Origin of the sequence: Novosphingobium sp., assembly GCF_040398825.1 — a bacterium.
Lineage (GTDB): Bacteria > Pseudomonadota > Alphaproteobacteria > Sphingomonadales > Sphingomonadaceae > Novosphingobium.
Genome location: NZ_JBBATI010000022.1, coordinates 19,692 through 36,284 on the forward strand (window position 1 = coordinate 19,692; position 16,593 = coordinate 36,284).

Annotated in this window: 12 protein-coding genes; 1 reads left to right on the forward strand and 11 read right to left on the reverse strand. The window is 65.7% G+C overall.

The features are described 5' to 3' along the window. The 8 genes from ABWP89_RS11840 to ABWP89_RS11875 form a co-directional block, all read right to left on the reverse strand. Complete coding sequence (locus tag ABWP89_RS11840; RefSeq protein ID WP_353229465.1) at positions 1-1,425, reverse strand: efflux transporter outer membrane subunit; 1,425 nt, start codon at positions 1,423-1,425, stop codon at positions 1-3. Beyond that, positions 1,422-4,559, reverse strand: a complete 3,138-nt coding sequence (locus tag ABWP89_RS11845) for an efflux RND transporter permease subunit (RefSeq protein WP_353229466.1) — start codon at positions 4,557-4,559, stop codon at positions 1,422-1,424. Before ABWP89_RS11845 ends, ABWP89_RS11840 begins: the two co-directional genes overlap by 4 nt. Positions 4,560-4,567: 8 nt before the next feature. Further along, entirely contained in the window at positions 4,568-5,764 is a 1,197-nt protein-coding gene (locus ABWP89_RS11850) for an efflux RND transporter periplasmic adaptor subunit (RefSeq protein WP_353229468.1), read from the reverse strand. 197 nt (positions 5,765-5,961) lie between these two features. Next, a complete protein-coding gene (locus tag ABWP89_RS11855; RefSeq protein ID WP_353229469.1) occupies positions 5,962-6,633 on the reverse strand; it encodes a murein L,D-transpeptidase catalytic domain family protein in 672 nt (223 codons plus the stop codon). Between the two features lie 247 nt (positions 6,634-6,880). Continuing rightward, entirely contained in the window at positions 6,881-8,053 is a 1,173-nt protein-coding gene (locus tag ABWP89_RS11860; protein ID WP_353229470.1) for a glycosyltransferase, read from the reverse strand. Between the two features lie 80 nt (positions 8,054-8,133). Further along, the gene (locus ABWP89_RS11865; protein ID WP_353229472.1) at positions 8,134-8,655 is read right to left on the reverse strand and encodes a DUF2141 domain-containing protein; all 522 of its coding nucleotides are present in this window, start codon (positions 8,653-8,655) and stop codon (positions 8,134-8,136) included. Then, positions 8,652-9,584: a hypothetical protein gene (locus tag ABWP89_RS11870; protein ID WP_353229473.1), complete on the reverse strand. Its 933-nt coding sequence runs from the start codon at positions 9,582-9,584 to the stop codon at positions 8,652-8,654. The genes ABWP89_RS11865 and ABWP89_RS11870 overlap by 4 nt, the downstream gene beginning before the upstream one ends. Positions 9,585-9,834: 250 nt before the next feature. Continuing rightward, entirely contained in the window at positions 9,835-10,611 is a 777-nt protein-coding gene (locus ABWP89_RS11875) for a DUF2334 domain-containing protein (RefSeq protein ID WP_353229474.1), read from the reverse strand. 214 nt (positions 10,612-10,825) lie between these two features. Between ABWP89_RS11875 and ABWP89_RS11880 the strand changes: the two genes are divergently transcribed. After that, entirely contained in the window at positions 10,826-11,527 is a 702-nt protein-coding gene (locus tag ABWP89_RS11880) for an RBBP9/YdeN family alpha/beta hydrolase (RefSeq protein ID WP_353229476.1), read from the forward strand. 140 nt (positions 11,528-11,667) lie between these two features. Here the strand turns inward: ABWP89_RS11880 and glgX are convergent, their stop codons facing one another. The 3 genes from glgX to glgA are packed head-to-tail and all read right to left on the reverse strand — an operon-like array spanning position 11,668 to position 16,588. Beyond that, on the reverse strand, positions 11,668-13,485 hold the full coding sequence (gene glgX, locus ABWP89_RS11885; RefSeq protein ID WP_353229478.1) for a glycogen debranching protein GlgX: 1,818 nt from the start codon (positions 13,483-13,485) through the stop codon (positions 11,668-11,670). Then, positions 13,482-15,125 (reverse strand): alpha-D-glucose phosphate-specific phosphoglucomutase, encoded by a 1,644-nt coding sequence (locus ABWP89_RS11890; protein ID WP_353229479.1) that lies wholly within the window; start codon positions 15,123-15,125, stop codon positions 13,482-13,484. Before ABWP89_RS11890 ends, glgX begins: the two co-directional genes overlap by 4 nt. Further along, positions 15,122-16,588, reverse strand: coding sequence for a glycogen synthase GlgA (gene glgA / locus ABWP89_RS11895; RefSeq protein WP_353229481.1), 1,467 nt, complete (start codon positions 16,586-16,588; stop codon positions 15,122-15,124). The genes ABWP89_RS11890 and glgA overlap by 4 nt, the downstream gene beginning before the upstream one ends. Positions 16,589-16,593: the final 5 nt, after the last annotated feature.

The following is a 16,593-nucleotide window of genomic DNA, read 5'->3' on the forward strand; positions in this document are numbered from 1 at the left end:
TTACGGTTTCAGCCCGCCGCCCAGCACGGCATAGAGCGTGACCATGTTGGTCACCCGTTCCAGCCGGGTCGCCACCAGCGACTGGCGTGCGGCATAGACCGTGCGTTCGGCATCGAGCGCGGCCAGGCTGGTATCCACCCCGTTGTCATAGCGCGCGCGGGTCAGCGTGGCGGCACGCTGCGCGCTGGTGACCGATGCGTTCTGTGCGGCCAGCTGCGCATCGATGGTGCCGCGCCGCGCCAGCGCATTGGCAACATCGCTGAACGCACTTTGCACGGCCTTTTCATACTGTGCCACCGCCGCATCGTGGCGCGCGCGTGCGGCGGCCAGGTTGCCCGCCTTTGCCCCGCCATCGAACAGCGTCTGCGTTGCGCTGCCGCCTATGCCATAATTGAACGTGCCACCCTGATCGAACAGCCCGCTGAGCGATCCGCTGGCCAGCCCGACCAGACTGGTGAGTGAAATGGTTGGGAACAGCGCGGCGCGCGCCGCGCCAATGCTGGCATTGGCGGCCTGCAACTGGTGTTCCGCCGCCAGCACATCGGGCCGCCGCAACAACACCGCAGACGGCGTCCCGACCGGCAGGCTGTGCAGCACTGCATCGTCATCCAGCGTGGTCGGCACATCCGCCGCCGGCAGTTCTGCACCCGCCAGCAATTGCAGCGCGTTGCGCGCCTGCGCCAGTGCGGTGGTATAGGCGGCCAGATCCGATTGCGCGGTCTGCATCAGCAATTCGGCCTGCGCCACCGCCAGCCCGGTGCCCACGCCCTGGGTTTCGCGCGCCCGTGCCAGATCGAGCGATTGTTGCCGGCTGGCCAGGGTATCGCGCGCCACGGCCAGCGCATCGGCGCGCGCGCCGACGGTGGCCCAGGCGGTGGCGACCTCGGCCACCAGCGCGGTCTGTGCCGCCTTGTGGCCTTCGTCGCTGGCCAGCCAGGCTTCGATCGCGGCGCGGCTCTGGCTGCGGACGCGGCCCCACAGGTCGATTTCGAACGCGGCAAACCCGCTGGAAATGCCGAACGCCTCGGTCGTGTTGCCCGAATTGTTGTAGCCGCTGGTATAGCCATTGGCGCTGACCGACCCATGATAGCGGCTGGCCGATGGCACGGCGTTGATCGTGGGCAACTGGGCGGCGCGCGCCACATGGTATTGCGCGCGTGCGACCTCGACATTGGCGATACCCGCGCGCAGATCGCGGTTGCTGGCCAATGCGGTGGCGATCACGCGTTGCAACCGGGGGTCGGGGAAAAATGCGTGCCAGCCGATGGCATCGATCGCGCCATCGCCCTCGGTCAGCGCCGGATAGGACGGGCCCTGCGGCAAGGTCGCCGCCACCGGCGCGGCGGGGCGGTGATAGGTGGGGGCCATGCTGCACCCGCCGGCCGCGAGCGCCGTCATGGCCAGCGTGATCGCGCGCCGGGTCATGCGGTTGCCACCGGTGTCACGGTCATTTTGCGGGCAAAGCGGTTTTTGACGACAATGAAGAACAGCGGGACGAAGAACACCGCCAGCACTGTGGCCGAAATCATCCCGCCCAGCACGGTTGTGCCGATCGCCTGACGCCCGTTGGCGCCGGCTCCGCTGGCAAGAACCAGCGGAACAACCCCTGCAATGAACGCCACGCTGGTCATCACGATTGGGCGAAAACGCAGCCGCACCGCCCCCAGCGCGGCATCGAGCGGGGTCAGCCCGCGACCAAGCGCAGATTCGGCAAATTCGACGATCAGGATGGCGTTTTTTGCCGACAGCCCGATCGTGGTGAGCAAGGCGACCTGGAAAAAGATGTCGTTGGACAATCCGCGCACCGTGGCCGCGGTGACCGCGCCGATAATCCCCAGCGGGATCACCAGCATCACCGAAACCGGCACCGACCAGCTTTCATACAAGGCCGCAAGGCACAGGAAAATGAACAGGATCGATGCCGCAAACAGCGCCGGCGCCTGATCGGCGGCGACTTGCTGTTGATACGACATGCCGGCCCAGGCGACGGTATAACCGCCGCCGATCTGACCGGCCAGCCGGGTCACTTCGGCCATCGATGCGCCCGAACTGATGCCGGGGCCACCGGTGCCCACCACTTGTTGCGCGGGCAAGCCATTGAAACGGCGCAACTGGTTTGATCCGGAGGTCCAGCGGGTCTGTGCCAGCGTGGAAAACGGCACCATGTCGCCATTGGCGCCGCGCACAAACCACTGCCCGATCGCCTCTGGCGTCATGCGAAAGGCGGTATCACCCTGCACATAGACTCGCTTCACCCGCCCGCGATCGAGGAAATCGCCAACATAGCTGCCGCCCCACGCGGTCGACAGCGTGGCATTGACGTCATCGGGGCTGACCTGCATCGCGGTGATCGCGGCATCGTTCATGTCCACCTGCAACTGCGGTGTGTCTTCCAGCCCGCCAAAGCGGATCTGCGCCAGTTTCGGATCGGCCATGGCCTGTGCCATCAGATCCTTGCGCGCCTGGTTCAGCGCCGCCGTGCCTTGGCCGCCGCTGTCCTGCAGCCACATTTCAAACCCGGCCGATGTGCCCAGCCCGCGCACCGCCGGTGGTGTCAACGCCACCGCCTGCCCCTGATACAACGTGCGGAAATGCTTGTTGAGCCGGGCGACGATCGCGGCAGAGCTATGGTCATAGCCCTTGCGATCGGCCCACGGGCGCAATTTCATCCAGCCTTGCGCAACGTTTTGCGCGCTGCCGGCGGCCTGGTTGCGGCCCATGCCCAGAAAGATGTGTTCGACATTCGCGGATTCGGTCTGCTGAATCCAGTTGGTCACGCCTTCGGCAAAGATGCGTGTCTGGTTGATCGTTGCGCCGGCGGGCAGGGTCATCGCAAAGCTGATATTGCCCTGGTCTTCTTCGGGCAGAAACCCGGTCTGCAACTGTGTTTCCAGCACCAGGCTGATCGCCGCGATGCCCGCAAACACCGCCAGCCATGGCAGCGGCCGCTGGACAAAGCGTTCCAGCCGCGCCTGAAATCCGTTGCTCAGCCGGTCATAGCCATGGTTGAAACGCGCAAACAGGCTGCCGGGGCGGGCATCATGGCCGATGTCGCCATCGCCGTCATGCAAGAGCGTTGCCGCCAGCGCCGGGGTGAGGATCAGCGCGACCAGCACCGACAGCCCCATCGCCGAAACGATGGTGATCGAAAACTGGCGATAGATCGTGCCGGTCGATCCGCCAAAGAACGCCATCGGCACAAACACCGCCGCCAGCACCAGTGAAATCCCGACCAGCGCCGGGGTGATTTCGGTCATCGACCGGATCGTTGCGTCGCGCGCGTTCAGCCGGTCTTCGCGCATCACGCGTTCGACATTTTCGACCACGACGATGGCGTCATCCACCAGCAGCCCGATCGCCAGCACCAGCCCGAACATTGTCAATGTGTTGATTGAATAGCCGACCGCCGCCAGAATGCCCATCGTGCCCAGCAGCACCACCGGCACCGCGATCGCCGGGATCAGCGTTGCACGCCAGTTTTGCAGGAACACGTACATCACGATCACCACCAGCGCGATCGCCTCAAACAGCGTCCACACCACTTCCACGATCGAAACCCGCACGAACACGCTGTTGTCGCGCGGATAGGTGATGCTGTAGCCCGGCGGCATATCGCGGGTCAGATCGGCAATCTTCTGCTTCACCGCCAGCGCGGTGGTCATGGCATTGGCGCCTGACGCCAGGCTGATCCCCAGGCCTGTCGCCGGGTGGCCATCCAGCGTGTTGAGCGACGTGTAGTTTTCCTGCCCCAGTTCAACCCGCGCGACATCTTTCAGCAGCACGCGCGATCCATCGACCTGCGTTTTCAGAACCACGGCGTTGAACTGGTCAACCGTGGTGAGCCGTGACCGCGAGGTGATCGTGGCGTTCAGCCGCTGCGTGTCGGGGGAGGGCAGCATGCCGACTTCACCAGCGGAAATCTGCGCATTCTGGGCATTGAGCGCGCGGATCACATCCTGCGGCATCAACCTGACCGACGCCAGTCGCACCGGATCAAGCCAGATCCGCATGGCATATTGCGTGCCGAACGAATCCGCCGAACCCACGCCGTTGATGCGCGAAACCGCATCGGCAATGCGCGTTGACATATAGTCGGAGACATCGGCATTGCTGCTTTTGCCGCTGACATCATAGAGCGAAACCATCATCAGCAGATCGGACTGCGCCTTGTTGATCTGCAACCCTTGCGATTGTACTTGCGCAGGCAGCCGGCTGGTCGCTTTGGCCAGCACGTTTTGCACCTGCACTTGCGCGGTATCGGGATTCACGCCCTTGTTGAAGGTCGCGGTGATCTGTGCCTGGCCATTGCTGCTGGTCGAGGTGAAATAGATCAGCCCGTCCACGCCTTTCAACTGCTGTTCCAGGATCTGGGTGACGGTGTTTTCCACCGTGTGCGCATCCGCGCCGGGATAGGATGCGCTGACCGAGATCGTTGGCGGGGCAATGTCGGGGAACTGTTCGACCCCCATGGTGGTGATCGCAATACCACCGGCGATCATCACCAGGATCGCCAGCACCCAGGCAAATATCGGCCGATCGACAAAATAGCGGCTGAGCATCGCGGGGTTTACCCGCCGGTCTTGGTGTTGGGAGCGGTGGTGTTGGCGGTCGTCAGTGTCGCCGGGTTGACCCGGACATGGGTGCCGGCCCGCGCCGCCAGATGGCCTTCGACCACCACGCGTTCACCCGGGCGCAGACCCCCGGTCACCAGCCAGTTGGCGCCAAACGTGGTGGATGTGGTTACGCTGCGGGTTTCGATCACATCGCCCTTGCCGACCACCAGCACCATCGGATTGCCGCGCGCATCGCGGCTGACCGCGGCCTGCGGGATCAGCATGCCATTCTGCACCACGCCCTGCGCGGTTTGCGCCTTTACAAACAGGCCGGGCAGCAGATCGCCGTGCGGGTTGGGCACGATCACGCGCAGGGTGACCGTTCCGGTCTGTTCATTGACATCGATATCGGCAAAATCGAGCCGGCCCGGGCTGGCCCAGGCGCTGCCGTCGGCCAGCACGATGCGCACCGGTGTGCTGCCGGTGCTGCCCAACTGGCCCGATTCAAGCGCATGGCGCAGCGCGATGAAATCGGCGCTCGACTGCTGAATGTTCACCCAGATCGGATCGAGCCGCTGGATCTTGGCCAGTGCCATCGGCTGATCGGCGGTCACCAGTGCGCCGCGCGTTACGGCGGACTGGCCGATGCGCCCCGAAATCGGCGCCACGATCCGGGTAAAGCCCAGATTGACCCGCGTCAGATCGAGCGCCGCACGGGCAGAAGCGACGTTCGCGCGCGATTGTTGCCAGGCGGCATCGGCATCGGCGGCGTCCTGCCGGCTGATCCCGCCACTGGCGGCCAGCGTGCGATAGCGTTCGGCCTTTAACCGGTTTGCTTCTACCACCGCTTCGGCATTGGCCAGCGCAGCGCGCGCCTGCGCATGGGTGGCGGCATAGACGCGCGCGTCGATCTGGTACAGCGGCTGACCCTTGCGCACGGCGCTGCCTTCGGCAAACAGCCGGTCGGTCACGATCCCGGTGGCCTGCGGGCGCACTTCGGCGGTTTCAGAGGCCTGCGTGCGCCCGGTCAATTCGGTCATCACCGGCACCGCGCTGGCCTGCACGGTGATCACCCCGACCATGGGCGGCGGGGGTGGCGGTGGCGGCTGGCTGCTACAGCCGGCCAGCAGCACCGGGCCAAGCACGGCGCACCACGCCGGAATCGCCCGGCGTGCCGCTGGCAGCCCCGCATAAGAGAATGATCGGCGCAAAGTCAGGCCTTCATATGCAAACGGATATTGCCCCGCCCGTGCTGCGTTCGCAATCTGTAGCGGGGCATTAGGCGGCGAACCGGCGGCAATCCACATCTTTTTGGCGGGCACCAACGGCCTGCGACAAATTGACATATTTGTGGGGGGTGGATCACGCGACCCGTCAGGCAGGGATCACCGCAAAGCAGGCGTGCGGATCAGCGCGTGGCGAACAGTAGCCGCCCCGGGCCCAGCAGATCGAGCACGGTGTCGATTTCGCCCGAACCGACCGCAAAACACCCCTGGCTGCGCCCGATCCGGCCATATTGGCTGGCAAAGCCGGGGTCGACATAGCTGGCAGCGTGGATGACGATGCCGCGCACTTCGGCCTGGTCGTTTTCGCTGTCCAGCCCGATCACCCGGCGCGACCGGCCATGTTTGCCGAAATAGGTTTCGCCAATCATGAAGCTGCCATTGGATGACGCTTCGGAACCCAGCCGGTTGGAAAAGCGTTCGGCCCAGCCGCTGTTGGCCGGGTCTGATCCCTTGCCATGGGCCACCAGGTGGCTGGATACCACGCGCCCGGCTGCCACATCGACGATATGCAGCCGGGGAATGCGCGACGGGACCGAAAAATCGACCAGACCCAGCACGGTGCGATCAGTCAGCCGCGCGCCATGCGTATCGAGCGCGGCGATCGCGCGCGGCAACAGCGCCGCTACCTGGTCGGTCGGGGCGGGTTCGGTAATCAGCGATTCGGTCGGCACCACGCCCCAGGGCGACCATTCGGTCACCCCGGGCAAGACCGCTGCGGATGCGCCGCGCGGCAACAGGACGGAGGCTACGGTTCCGGCAATCGTGCCCAGGAACCGGCGCCGGCCGGACATCATCGTGAAAAAACCCCGCAGCTATCGACCCGTTGGTGCCCCATCGCTTCGCCATGCCCGCACCGGGATCGCGAAGTCGGACGCTGCCCAACCTTACCGCTTGTGGCTAACACCAAGGATCGCGGTGCAGGGCATCCTTGCGATGAAGCGTTGCCTGTGCGCTGTAAAACGTTGGATACCCCGGCAATTGCGCATGGGCAGGGTGGCGCCGATACTGCAATGCAGCAAGAATCGGCAGGGGCCGCAACGGTTACGCGGCGCGGGCACTGGGGGCGATCAGCGCCTCATAAGTGCCGAACAGTTCGCGGAAATGGTCATCCATCGTGCGTGGGCTTGGGATGTGGGCGCTGGGCCCGGCCACGCCTGCTTCACGCCCGGTGCAATATTCGCCGATCGCCTCGGCCGCGGCGGCGGCATCGGCGGATTTGTAGATCCAGCCATCGCAGGCGCGCGCCTGGTCGGCCGCGCCGCCTTCATCCGGCACGATCAGCGGCAGCCCGCTGGCGCGTGCCTCGGCCGCGACCATGCAGAACGTTTCGGCTTCGCACCCGTGCAGCAGCGCATCGGCGCTGGCGATCACCCGTGCCAGTTCGGCCCGGTCGGTAATCGGCGCCAGAATGCGCACATGCGGGTTGCCGCCAATCCGCCGCTCGATGGTTTTCAGGTCACGGCCCTGGCCGACCAGCACCAGCCCGACCGGATTGCGGTTGCCCGCCGCGGTGACCGCATCGATCAGCATCGGCCAGCGTTTTTCCGGTGCGAACCGCCCGACGCCGATCAGCAGCGTCGCGCTTTCCGGCAATTCGCACAGATCGAGCAGCCCCTTGCGCAGCGCAGGATCGCGCAAGGTGGGCGAAAACACCCCGGGATCGACCCCCATCGGGTTGGTCACCACATGTTTCAGCCCGCCGCCGGCCAACCGCGCCGACAGCCCGGGGCTGGCCGAAACGATCAGGTCAAAGGCCGCATCCAGCCGCCGCAGATGGCGCCAATAGCGGTTGAACAGGCCATTGATGGTGTCGCGCGTGGCGACCGGATCGAACCAGCGATAGGCATAGGCGGACAGCGGATCGGCATGCATGATCAACGCGCGCGGGGCCTTGCCCGGCCAGTCGGCAATGATGCTGGCGCTGCGCCAGGGCGATGACGCTTCGACAAAATCGGGCTTTTCCGCATCGAGCGTGGCGTACAACGCGGCCACATCGCTGAAATAGCGGTAATTAAAATCAAGCGGAAACACCGTCGATTTCAGCCAGATGATCCGCGCATTGTCCCCACGCGGCTCAATCTCGTCGCGCACACCGGGGGCGATCACCACCACTTCGTGGCCCAGCGCGGCGCCGGCCTTCAGCTTGCGATCGACATACGTGCGCACACCGCCGCCCTTGGGCGCATAGAAGGCACAGACGTCGACCAGTTTCATCGGTGAATTGGCAACCTTTGCGTGGTGTCGTGCGTTCGGCCGACACCCTGATCAGACGGGTGCGACGCGCTGGCCGCACCTTATCCAATCGGCCCGATCGAGAACACGCCGTTACGGTAATTCATGACAATCCGCAACGGGGTGATCCCGGCGCCGGCGGTAACGCCGACGCTGGCGGCCTTTGGTTTTGACCAGCCCAGTTTGGGATTGGCGGAGAAACCCACGCCGTCATGTTGCCAGTTGAAGCGGTGGTTGGAATCGCGGTCGTGCAGCACCATCACCGCATAACGGCCGGGGCCGGGCACGCGCACGCACAGATGCGGCGGGCGATCGGCCGGCACCGCGACCTCGCTGCGGCGAAAGGTCTTGCCGGCCATGATCAGCACGTTGTCATCGGCCAGAAAATCACCCTCGGCCGCGGGATAGACCTCGACCTTCAGGCTGCCGGTATGGTCCTTCATCCCGGCGACTTCGACCATCAGCGCGGGGCCACTTTCGCCCGGCCGGCATTGCGCCTCGGCCTTGCCCAGGTCGGGGCTGGACGGGATGAAGGCCGCGGTCATCAGCGGCAGTGCGGCTGCCACCAGCACCTGACGGATCATGCGTTGCGTTCCCTTTGCACGAGATCGAGCAGCAACATTGCTACGAACACGACAATATGGATAGCGGTGATGAACAGGGCAATAACCGTGATCATCTGATAGGTCTGGTTGACCGGGCCACCCAGCAGCGCCAGCGCCCCGGCAAAGGCGATTTCCTGGTTGGGGATCAGCGGCAGGCGCGTGACCAGCAGCCGCCCGGTCGACAGCATCAGCCACGATGACAGTGGCACCGCCGGCAGCATCAGCGCCCACAGCACCGCGGTCAGCACAGTGTTGATGGTCAGCCGCACCATATGCACCGCCAGCACAAACAGCAGATCGGCGCGCGGCAGGCTGAGCAGGCGGTTGCGGAAAAACGTGATGGCGAGCCCGATCAACAGCATGACCGCGATCGAACCATACAGCTCGCGCTTGTTGAAGCCAAAGGCATAGTGATTGAAATAGGGCCACGCGACCACCAGCATGATCAGCGTCATGACATAGCCGGCCATCGCCGACAGGATCGCCACATCCTTTACCGCGCCAAACGGTGAACCATCGATTTTGACATGGCGACGGGCCCAGTCATAGAAATAGACTTCACCCACGTAGCTCAGCAAAAGCTGGTTGCCGATCATCTTTTTGACCAGCGGAAAGATGCCCTCGACCGGGATTTTCCACAGCCGGCGAAAAATCACCCAGTCGCCCAGCGGCCCGCTGAGGTAATTGACGATCAGCACCAGCCAGATCAGCGGCGAAGTCGGGATCACGATCCGCCGGTTCCAGTCGAGCGCATGCACCTGCCACAGTGCGGCGCCCAGAATGGCCAGCGAAATCGCCGGACCGACAAACCCGCCCAGCCGCCGCCAGCCGCTGGTCGCATTGGTCTGGGGCAGCGCGGCGGGCACGGTTTCGGCCAGTGCAGGCTCTGTAAGCCCAGGCTCGGTCATGCCTGGCATCCGCGCGCTGCGGCCCGGGTCGCCCGCGGATCATCTGCGATCCCCGTTGCGGTGCTGACACCAATGGTCATCGGCTTGTGTTGCTCCGTCTGCCTTGCCCGCGAGCCCCCCCGCGCCGGCGATGAAGGGTGTGATGACCCTGCGCACGCGTTTAGGCAGGTAAACGCCGCGGGTCCAGCAATTGTGCGCGGTCCACCCCATCGGTGCGCGCCCGGCCCCGCTGGCCGCCGGCGGCCAGCGGTCAAGCGATCAATCCGTCATAGCGGCCTGCGCGGTGGGTGGTGGCAAACCGCGCCAGCGTGGCATCGATCGATGCCAGCAGCCCGGGCACGGTCACATCGCCGGGGTGCACCGCCAGCCGCAGTGTGGGCAGCACGGGCAGGGCCACGCGCGCCAGTGCGGCAAACGCGGTGGAGGACCGAATCCGTCCCGGGCTGCGGCTGGCCCAGGTCACCACCGGGCCACGCGCGACCACTTTGCGCGATCCCGGCGTCCACACTTTCAGGTGGTCTTCGGCCATGGCAAAGCCGATGTCGTCCAGTGCCGCCAGCGCTCCCGGACCATACAGCCAGGCCGGGGCGATAAAACCGGCGACTGGCGCGCCCAGGATATCCTCCAGCAGCGCTTTGCCATCGCGCATGCGGCGCGTCGCCTCTGCCTGCGACAGGTTGAGGAATTCGCCTTCGCCCGCGGTCATGTGCTTGCCCTTGAACCCGGCGAGTGCCCCGCGCGCCGGGGTTTCATCGCGGTGGCACCAGCCGTGCAGAAACATTTCGATGCCCTGGTCCGCCCATTGCCGCAGCCGGGCGTGGAACGCGGCATTCCCCGCGATCGGTGCCGTGTGCCAATGGTCGGGGATGACCAGCATGGCAAACCGAGGGCCGCCGATGAGCGCGGTGATCCGTTCGGCCAGCGCATCGACCGCGCTTTCCGAACGCGGCGATACGTCATGGATCGATACCAGCAGGCGCTTTGCCGGCAGGGGCGCAGGCGACGGAAAAGGGGCGGAGTTGGTCATGGCATGGGTTCCATGCCTGCGACTGTCGCATGGCATGGCACATTGCAACGGAAATCCACCTGCGCGTGCGTCAGCAGGGTGTTAACGATTGGGCGTCTGGCAACGGCGTTCTGGCGCATGGGCATTGTCTATGCTTGCGCTTGAGATACCGTCATGGGGTGCCCGGCCGGCGCACGATTCGCCGGCCACGCTTTATCCAACGAGGACGGGTGACATGGTGAACCTGAACAGCGACGATACTGCAAGCGTCAGCACGGTGGTGCAGCCCGATGTGCTGATCATACCCGGCCTCAACAACAGCGGGCCGGGGCACTGGCAGACTTTGTGGGAGGCACGGCTGCCGCGCGCGCGGCGGGTCGATCTGGGCTGCTGGGACGATCCGCATCGCAACACCTGGGTCAGCAAGCTGGCGCTGGCGATCGGCCGGTCGGACCGGCCGGTGGTGCTGGTGGCGCATTCGCTGGGCTGCCACGTGGTGGCGTGGTGGGCCGAATACGAAGCGGCGTTCAACGCCCATGTGCGCAAGCCCGAACCCTGCCCGGTGATCGGCGCGTTGCTGGTGGCGCCGCCCGATGTGGAGGAAAATCCGGCCGACCGCCGCCTGACCCGGTTTGCGCCATTGCCGCCATCGCCACTGCCGTTTCCGGCCACGGTGGTGACCAGCCGTGATGACAGCTGGCTGTCGATCGCGCAGGGCCGCCGCCTGGCGCAGCGGTGGGGCGCACGGCTGGTCGATGCCGGCGCGGTCGGCCATATCAACACCCGGTCGGCGGTGGGCGAATGGGCATTCGGGCTGGACCAGTTGCGCCAGCTGTCACCCGCATCGGTGCCGCCCGGCGTGATGCCCGACACCGGTGACACCCCGGCGGCGATCAGCGTGGGTGCGCCGCTGTTCCAGTGGGGTGCGCCGCGCTGAAGTGAAAACAAACGGGGTTCACTGAGCCCCTCCCCTCAGGGGAGGGGTTGGGGAGGGGTGTCCGACATCCGCCATGACGCTCAAAACACGGGCGCCGGACACCCCCACCCAACCCTCCCCCTGAGGGGGAGGGCTTTTTATTAAGTGCGTTGCGCTTCCCATCCCGATTTTTTCACGGCGCCGAACAGCGTGACCGCGATTTGTGCGCGGTTGATGGCATAACCGGCGCCATCGCGCGCGCGCCAGGCCACGCCGGTGGTCGCCGGATCGTCCCAGGTGGCGGCGGTCATTGGCACACTATCGATCGTCAACCAGGTGCCATCATCGGGAAAATGCGTGCGTGCGGGGTGATCTGCGCCGCGCCAGGCCGCCAGCGCCGCCACATGGTCCTCCAGCGCCACATCGCGCCCGGCCCAGTCAAACCAGGTGACCGTGTTGTCCTGCGCATAGGCGTTGTTGTTGCCATATTGCGTGCGCCCGCATTCATCGCCAGCGGTCAGCATGATCGTGCCGGTCGATGCAAACAGCGTGCCCAGCATCGCGCGGGCAAAGGCGGCGCGGCGCGCGGTGACCGCGGGATCGTCGCTTGGCCCTTCGCAACCGTTGTTCCAGCTGAAATTTTCGCCGTGGCCATCGCGGTTGTCTTCGCCATTGGCGTGGTTGTGGCGATGGTCATAGGCCAGCAGATCGGCCAGCGTAAAACCATCGTGCGCGGCCAGAAAGTTTACCGACCGGCACGCCGTATCGGCATGGGACCTGAAAATATCGGATGAACCGGCCATGCGCGTGGCCAGCAGGCCGACCCAGCTGTCCCCGCGCCAGAACCGGCGCACATCATCGCGCCAGCGGTCGTTCCATTCCAGCCAATCGGGTGGAAACCGGCCCAGCTGGTATCCGCCCGGGCCGATATCCCACGGCTCGGCAATCATCACGCGGTCGGCCAGCCACGGATCGGCCGCGATATCGGCAAAGATCGGCGCATCGGCGGCAAACCCCGGCCCGCGCGCCATCACCGGCGCCAGATCGAACCGGAAACCATCCACCCCGGCATGGCGCACGAAATGGCGCAAGGTATCCAGCACCAGCGCGCGCAGCGCCGGTTGTGCAAAATCGAGCGTGTTGCCGCAACCGGTGTCGTTGATCAGCGTGCCGTCAGCCGCGTGCGCATAGGCTGCGTTGTCCAGCCCGCGCAGGGCCAAAACACCACCGTGCACATCGCTTTCGCCGGTATGGTTGAACACCAGATCCAGGATCACGCCGATCCCGGCGGCGCGCAGCGTGGCGACTGTCGCGGCCAGTTCGGCCACCCCGCCGGGGCACAACCGCGGTTCCAGCGCCATCGGCACCACCGGGTTATAGCCCCAGGCATTGCTAAGCCCCAGCGCGGGCAAGTGGCGTTCATCGATCCACGCGACGATCGGCATCAGTTCGACCGCCACCACGCGCAGCTTTTGCAAATGCGCGATCACCGCCGGATGCGCGAGCGCCGCCACGGTGCCGCGCTGCGCCACGGGCACAGCGGGATGCGCCATGGTAAAGCCGCGCACATTGACTTCATAGATCAGCCCGCCGGGCGCAAACACGGGCGGGGCAGGGGGGATATCCGGCAACCCGGCCTGCACGATCGCGCGCGGCACCAGCGTGGCCGTGTCTGCGCCATAGGTCGCCAGCGTCGGGTCTTGGTGGAACGGCCGATCGAGTTCCACCGCATGTGGATCGACCAGCAATTTGGCCGGATCGAACCACAGCCCCGCTTCGGGTGCCCAGGTGCCATCCGCACGAAAACCATAAGCGTGGCCCGACAGGTCGCCCGGCACATCCAGCACCCAGTCATCACCGTCACGTGCCATCGGCAGGCGGGCTTCCTGGCCGAAGGGAAACAGGCACAGCCACACCGCCGTGGCGCGCGGGGCACGCACCCTGAACCGGGTCGAATCCGGTCCGGGAACGGCGGTCACGTGATGACGCTGGGCTGCAGGCGGCCGGTGTGGCGAACAATCCCGGCAATCGCGTCAGCAGCCGCGATCAGGTCGGCCAGCATCGCGCCGGTATCCTGATCGAGCGCGCCATGGTTCGGCTCATAGCGTTCGAGATAGACGCGCAAGGTTGCCCCTTCGGTCCCGGTGCCCGACAGCCGGAACACGATGCGTGATCCGCCCTCAAACAACACGCGCAGGCCCTGGTTGGCGCTGGTGCTGCCATCGACCGGGTCGAGGTAGGAAAAACTGTCGGCCAGTGCGATGGTCAGCGCGCCAACGGTTTTGCCAGGCAGACCGGGGAGGCTGGCGGTCAATTCGGCCATCAGCGCGTCGGCGACATCGGTCGGCAAAGCTTCGTAATCATGCCGCGCATAATAGTTGCGGCCATAGGTCGCCCAATGTTCGCGCGCCAGCGCATCGACGCTCATGCCGCGCACCGCCAAAATGTTCAGCCACAGCAGCACCGCCCACAGCCCGTCCTTTTCGCGCACATGGTCCGACCCGGTGCCGGCGCTTTCCTCTCCGCAGATGGTCGCCATCCCGGCATCGAGCAGGTTGCCGAAAAATTTCCACCCGGTCGGGGTTTCGAACGCGGGCACGCCCAGCGCGGCGGCGACACGATCGGCAGCGGCGCTGGTCGGCATCGACCGGGCAATGCCTTTCAACCCCTTGGCATAGCCCGGCGCCACATGCGCATTGGCGGCCAGCATCGCCAGGCTGTCCGACGGGGTGATGAACCGCCCGCGCCCGACAATCAGGTTGCGGTCGCCGTCGCCATCCGATGCCGCGCCGAAATCGGGCGCGTCGGCGCCGAACATGGTTTCAAACAATTCGTGGGCATGCACCATGTTGGGATCGGGATGGTGCCCGCCAAAATCTTCGAGCGGAATGCCATTGCGCACTGTGCCGGCCGGAAAACCCAGCCGGCGTTCAAGGATTTCGGTCGCATAGGGCCCGGTGACCGCGTGCATGGCGTCAAACGCCATGGTCAGGCCCCCGGCGACGCTCTTGCGGATCGCCGCAAAATCGAACAGCGTTTCCATCAGATCGGCATAATCCGCGACCGGATCGATCACGCTGACAGTCATTCCGCCAACCGTGCTGTCACCCGGGCTGTCCAGATCGACATCAGCCGCCTCCACCGTCAGCCAGCGATCGATGGTGGTGGTGCGCGCATAGATCGCATCGGTCACGCCTTCGGGGGCGGGTCCGCCATTGGCGATGTTGTATTTGATGCCGAAATCTTCGTCCGGGCCGCCGGGGTTGTGGCTGGCCGACAGGATCAGGCCGCCGCTCGCGCCATATTTGCGGATGACATGGCTAGCCGCCGGGGTGGACAGGATGCCGCCCTGGCCCACCAGCACGCGACCATAGCCATTGGCGGCGGCGATGCGGATGGCCACCTGGATCACCGTGCGGTTGTGATAACGGCCATCGCCGCCAATCACGAGCGCGGTGCCCGGCGCGTCCTTGCCGGGCGCCGGGGCGACAACATCGAACACCGCCTGGACAAAGTTTTCGGCATAATTGGGCTGGGCAAACACCCGCACTTTTTTGCGCAGGCCCGATGTGCCCGGCTTTTGCCCGGCAAACGGTGCGGACGGAACAGTCGTGATCATCGGACCTCCAACAAATGGTTGTACAGGTCGGCATAGGCCTTGCCGCTGCGTCCCCACGAAAAATCGGCCTTCATTCCGGCGCGCTGGATCGTGCGCCACGCCGCGGCATCACCATGCAGCGCCACCGTGCGCGCGATCGCATCGATCAGCGCATCGGGGGTGACTGCGTTGAACTGCACCCCGGTGGCCGCGCCCGCCGCCAGCGCCGCCGGATTGGCATCGATCACCGTATCGGCCAGCCCACCGGTGCGCGCCACCACCGGCACACAACCATAGGCCAGGCCATACAACTGCGTCAGCCCGCACGGTTCGAACCGGCTGGGCACCAGAATTGCATCGCCGCCGCCCTGCAACTGGTGCGACAGCGCCTCGTCATAACCGATGCGCACGCCGATGCGGCCGGGGTGGCGGGCGGCGGCGGCGACAAACCCTGCCTCCAGCGCTTTGTCCCCCGATCCCAGCAGCGCCAGCCGCGCGCCCAGCCCGACCAGCTGGTCGATCACCTGCAACAGCACGTCCATGCCCTTTTGCCAGGTCAGCCGGCTGATCACCACGAACAGCGCATCGGGGCCGGGTTGCAGCCCGAACTGCGCGGCAAGCGCGGCCTTGTTGGCGGTGCGGCGGTCGAGCGTCCGCGCGGTATACTGGCTGGCCAGCGCCGCATCGGTGGCCGGGTTCCATTCGCGCGTGTCGATGCCGTTGACGATGCCGTGCACCTGGTGGCCGCGTGCGCGGATCAGCCCGTCCAGCCCCATGCCAAATTCGGCAGAGCGGATTTCGCGCGCATAAGTCGGGCTGACCGTGGTGATCGCCCAGGCTGAATCCAGCCCCGCCTTTAAAAATCCGACCCCGCCATGGTATTCAACGCCATTGATCGACCACGCCGCATCCGGCAGGCCCAGTTGCGCAAACAGCGAGGCCGGGAAAAAGCCCTGAAACGCCATGTTGTGAATGGTCATCACGCTCGGTGGGGGCGGAGCAGCGCCAGGCGGGGCAAACCGCAGAAAGGCCGGCACCAACGCCGCCTGCCAGTCATGCGCATGCGCGATGTCGAAATGTAACCCGCGCACCGCGCCGCCGGCAATATCGGCAGCGGCGCGCGCAAATGCGGCAAAGCGCAGGCCATTGTCGGCCCAATCGCGCCCGGTCGCATCACCATAAGGCCCGCCGTCGCGCGCAAACAGCGTCGGCGCATCCAGCACCAGCAGCGGATGGCCACCAATCGTGCCCGACACCAGCCGCGCCGGTTGTCCCAGCAGCGATGGCCAGCTGTGGATCGGCTTCACTTTGCCTTTTCCACCGCTGACCGCCGCCAGCACCGCCGGATAGCCTGGCAGCAGCGTGGTCATTGCCACGTCGTGCGCAGCGACGGCGGCGGGCAATGCGCCTGCCACATCGGCCAGCCCGCCGGTCTTGACCAGCGGCGCGGCCTCTGACGCGATCGACAGCACATGGATGGTCATGATCG

What these genes read in the sequence shown, in the direction of transcription:
- ABWP89_RS11855 (WP_353229469.1), bottom strand. Translation starts at nt 6,633, where the DNA reads ATGATGTCCGGCCGGCGCCGGTTCCTGGGCACGATTGCCGGAACCGTA.
- ABWP89_RS11870 (WP_353229473.1), bottom strand. Translation starts at nt 9,584, where the DNA reads ATGACCGAGCCTGGGCTTACAGAGCCTGCACTGGCCGAAACCGTGCCC.
- ABWP89_RS11845 (WP_353229466.1), bottom strand. Translation starts at nt 4,559, where the DNA reads ATGCTCAGCCGCTATTTTGTCGATCGGCCGATATTTGCCTGGGTGCTG.
- ABWP89_RS11875 (WP_353229474.1), bottom strand. Translation starts at nt 10,611, where the DNA reads ATGACCAACTCCGCCCCTTTTCCGTCGCCTGCGCCCCTGCCGGCAAAG.
- ABWP89_RS11860 (WP_353229470.1), bottom strand. Translation starts at nt 8,053, where the DNA reads ATGAAACTGGTCGACGTCTGTGCCTTCTATGCGCCCAAGGGCGGCGGT.
- ABWP89_RS11840 (WP_353229465.1), bottom strand. Translation starts at nt 1,425, where the DNA reads ATGACCCGGCGCGCGATCACGCTGGCCATGACGGCGCTCGCGGCCGGC.
- ABWP89_RS11880 (WP_353229476.1), top strand. Translation starts at nt 10,826, where the DNA reads ATGGTGAACCTGAACAGCGACGATACTGCAAGCGTCAGCACGGTGGTG.
- ABWP89_RS11865 (WP_353229472.1), bottom strand. Translation starts at nt 8,655, where the DNA reads ATGATCCGTCAGGTGCTGGTGGCAGCCGCACTGCCGCTGATGACCGCG.
- glgA (WP_353229481.1), bottom strand. Translation starts at nt 16,588, where the DNA reads ATGACCATCCATGTGCTGTCGATCGCGTCAGAGGCCGCGCCGCTGGTC.
- ABWP89_RS11890 (WP_353229479.1), bottom strand. Translation starts at nt 15,125, where the DNA reads ATGATCACGACTGTTCCGTCCGCACCGTTTGCCGGGCAAAAGCCGGGC.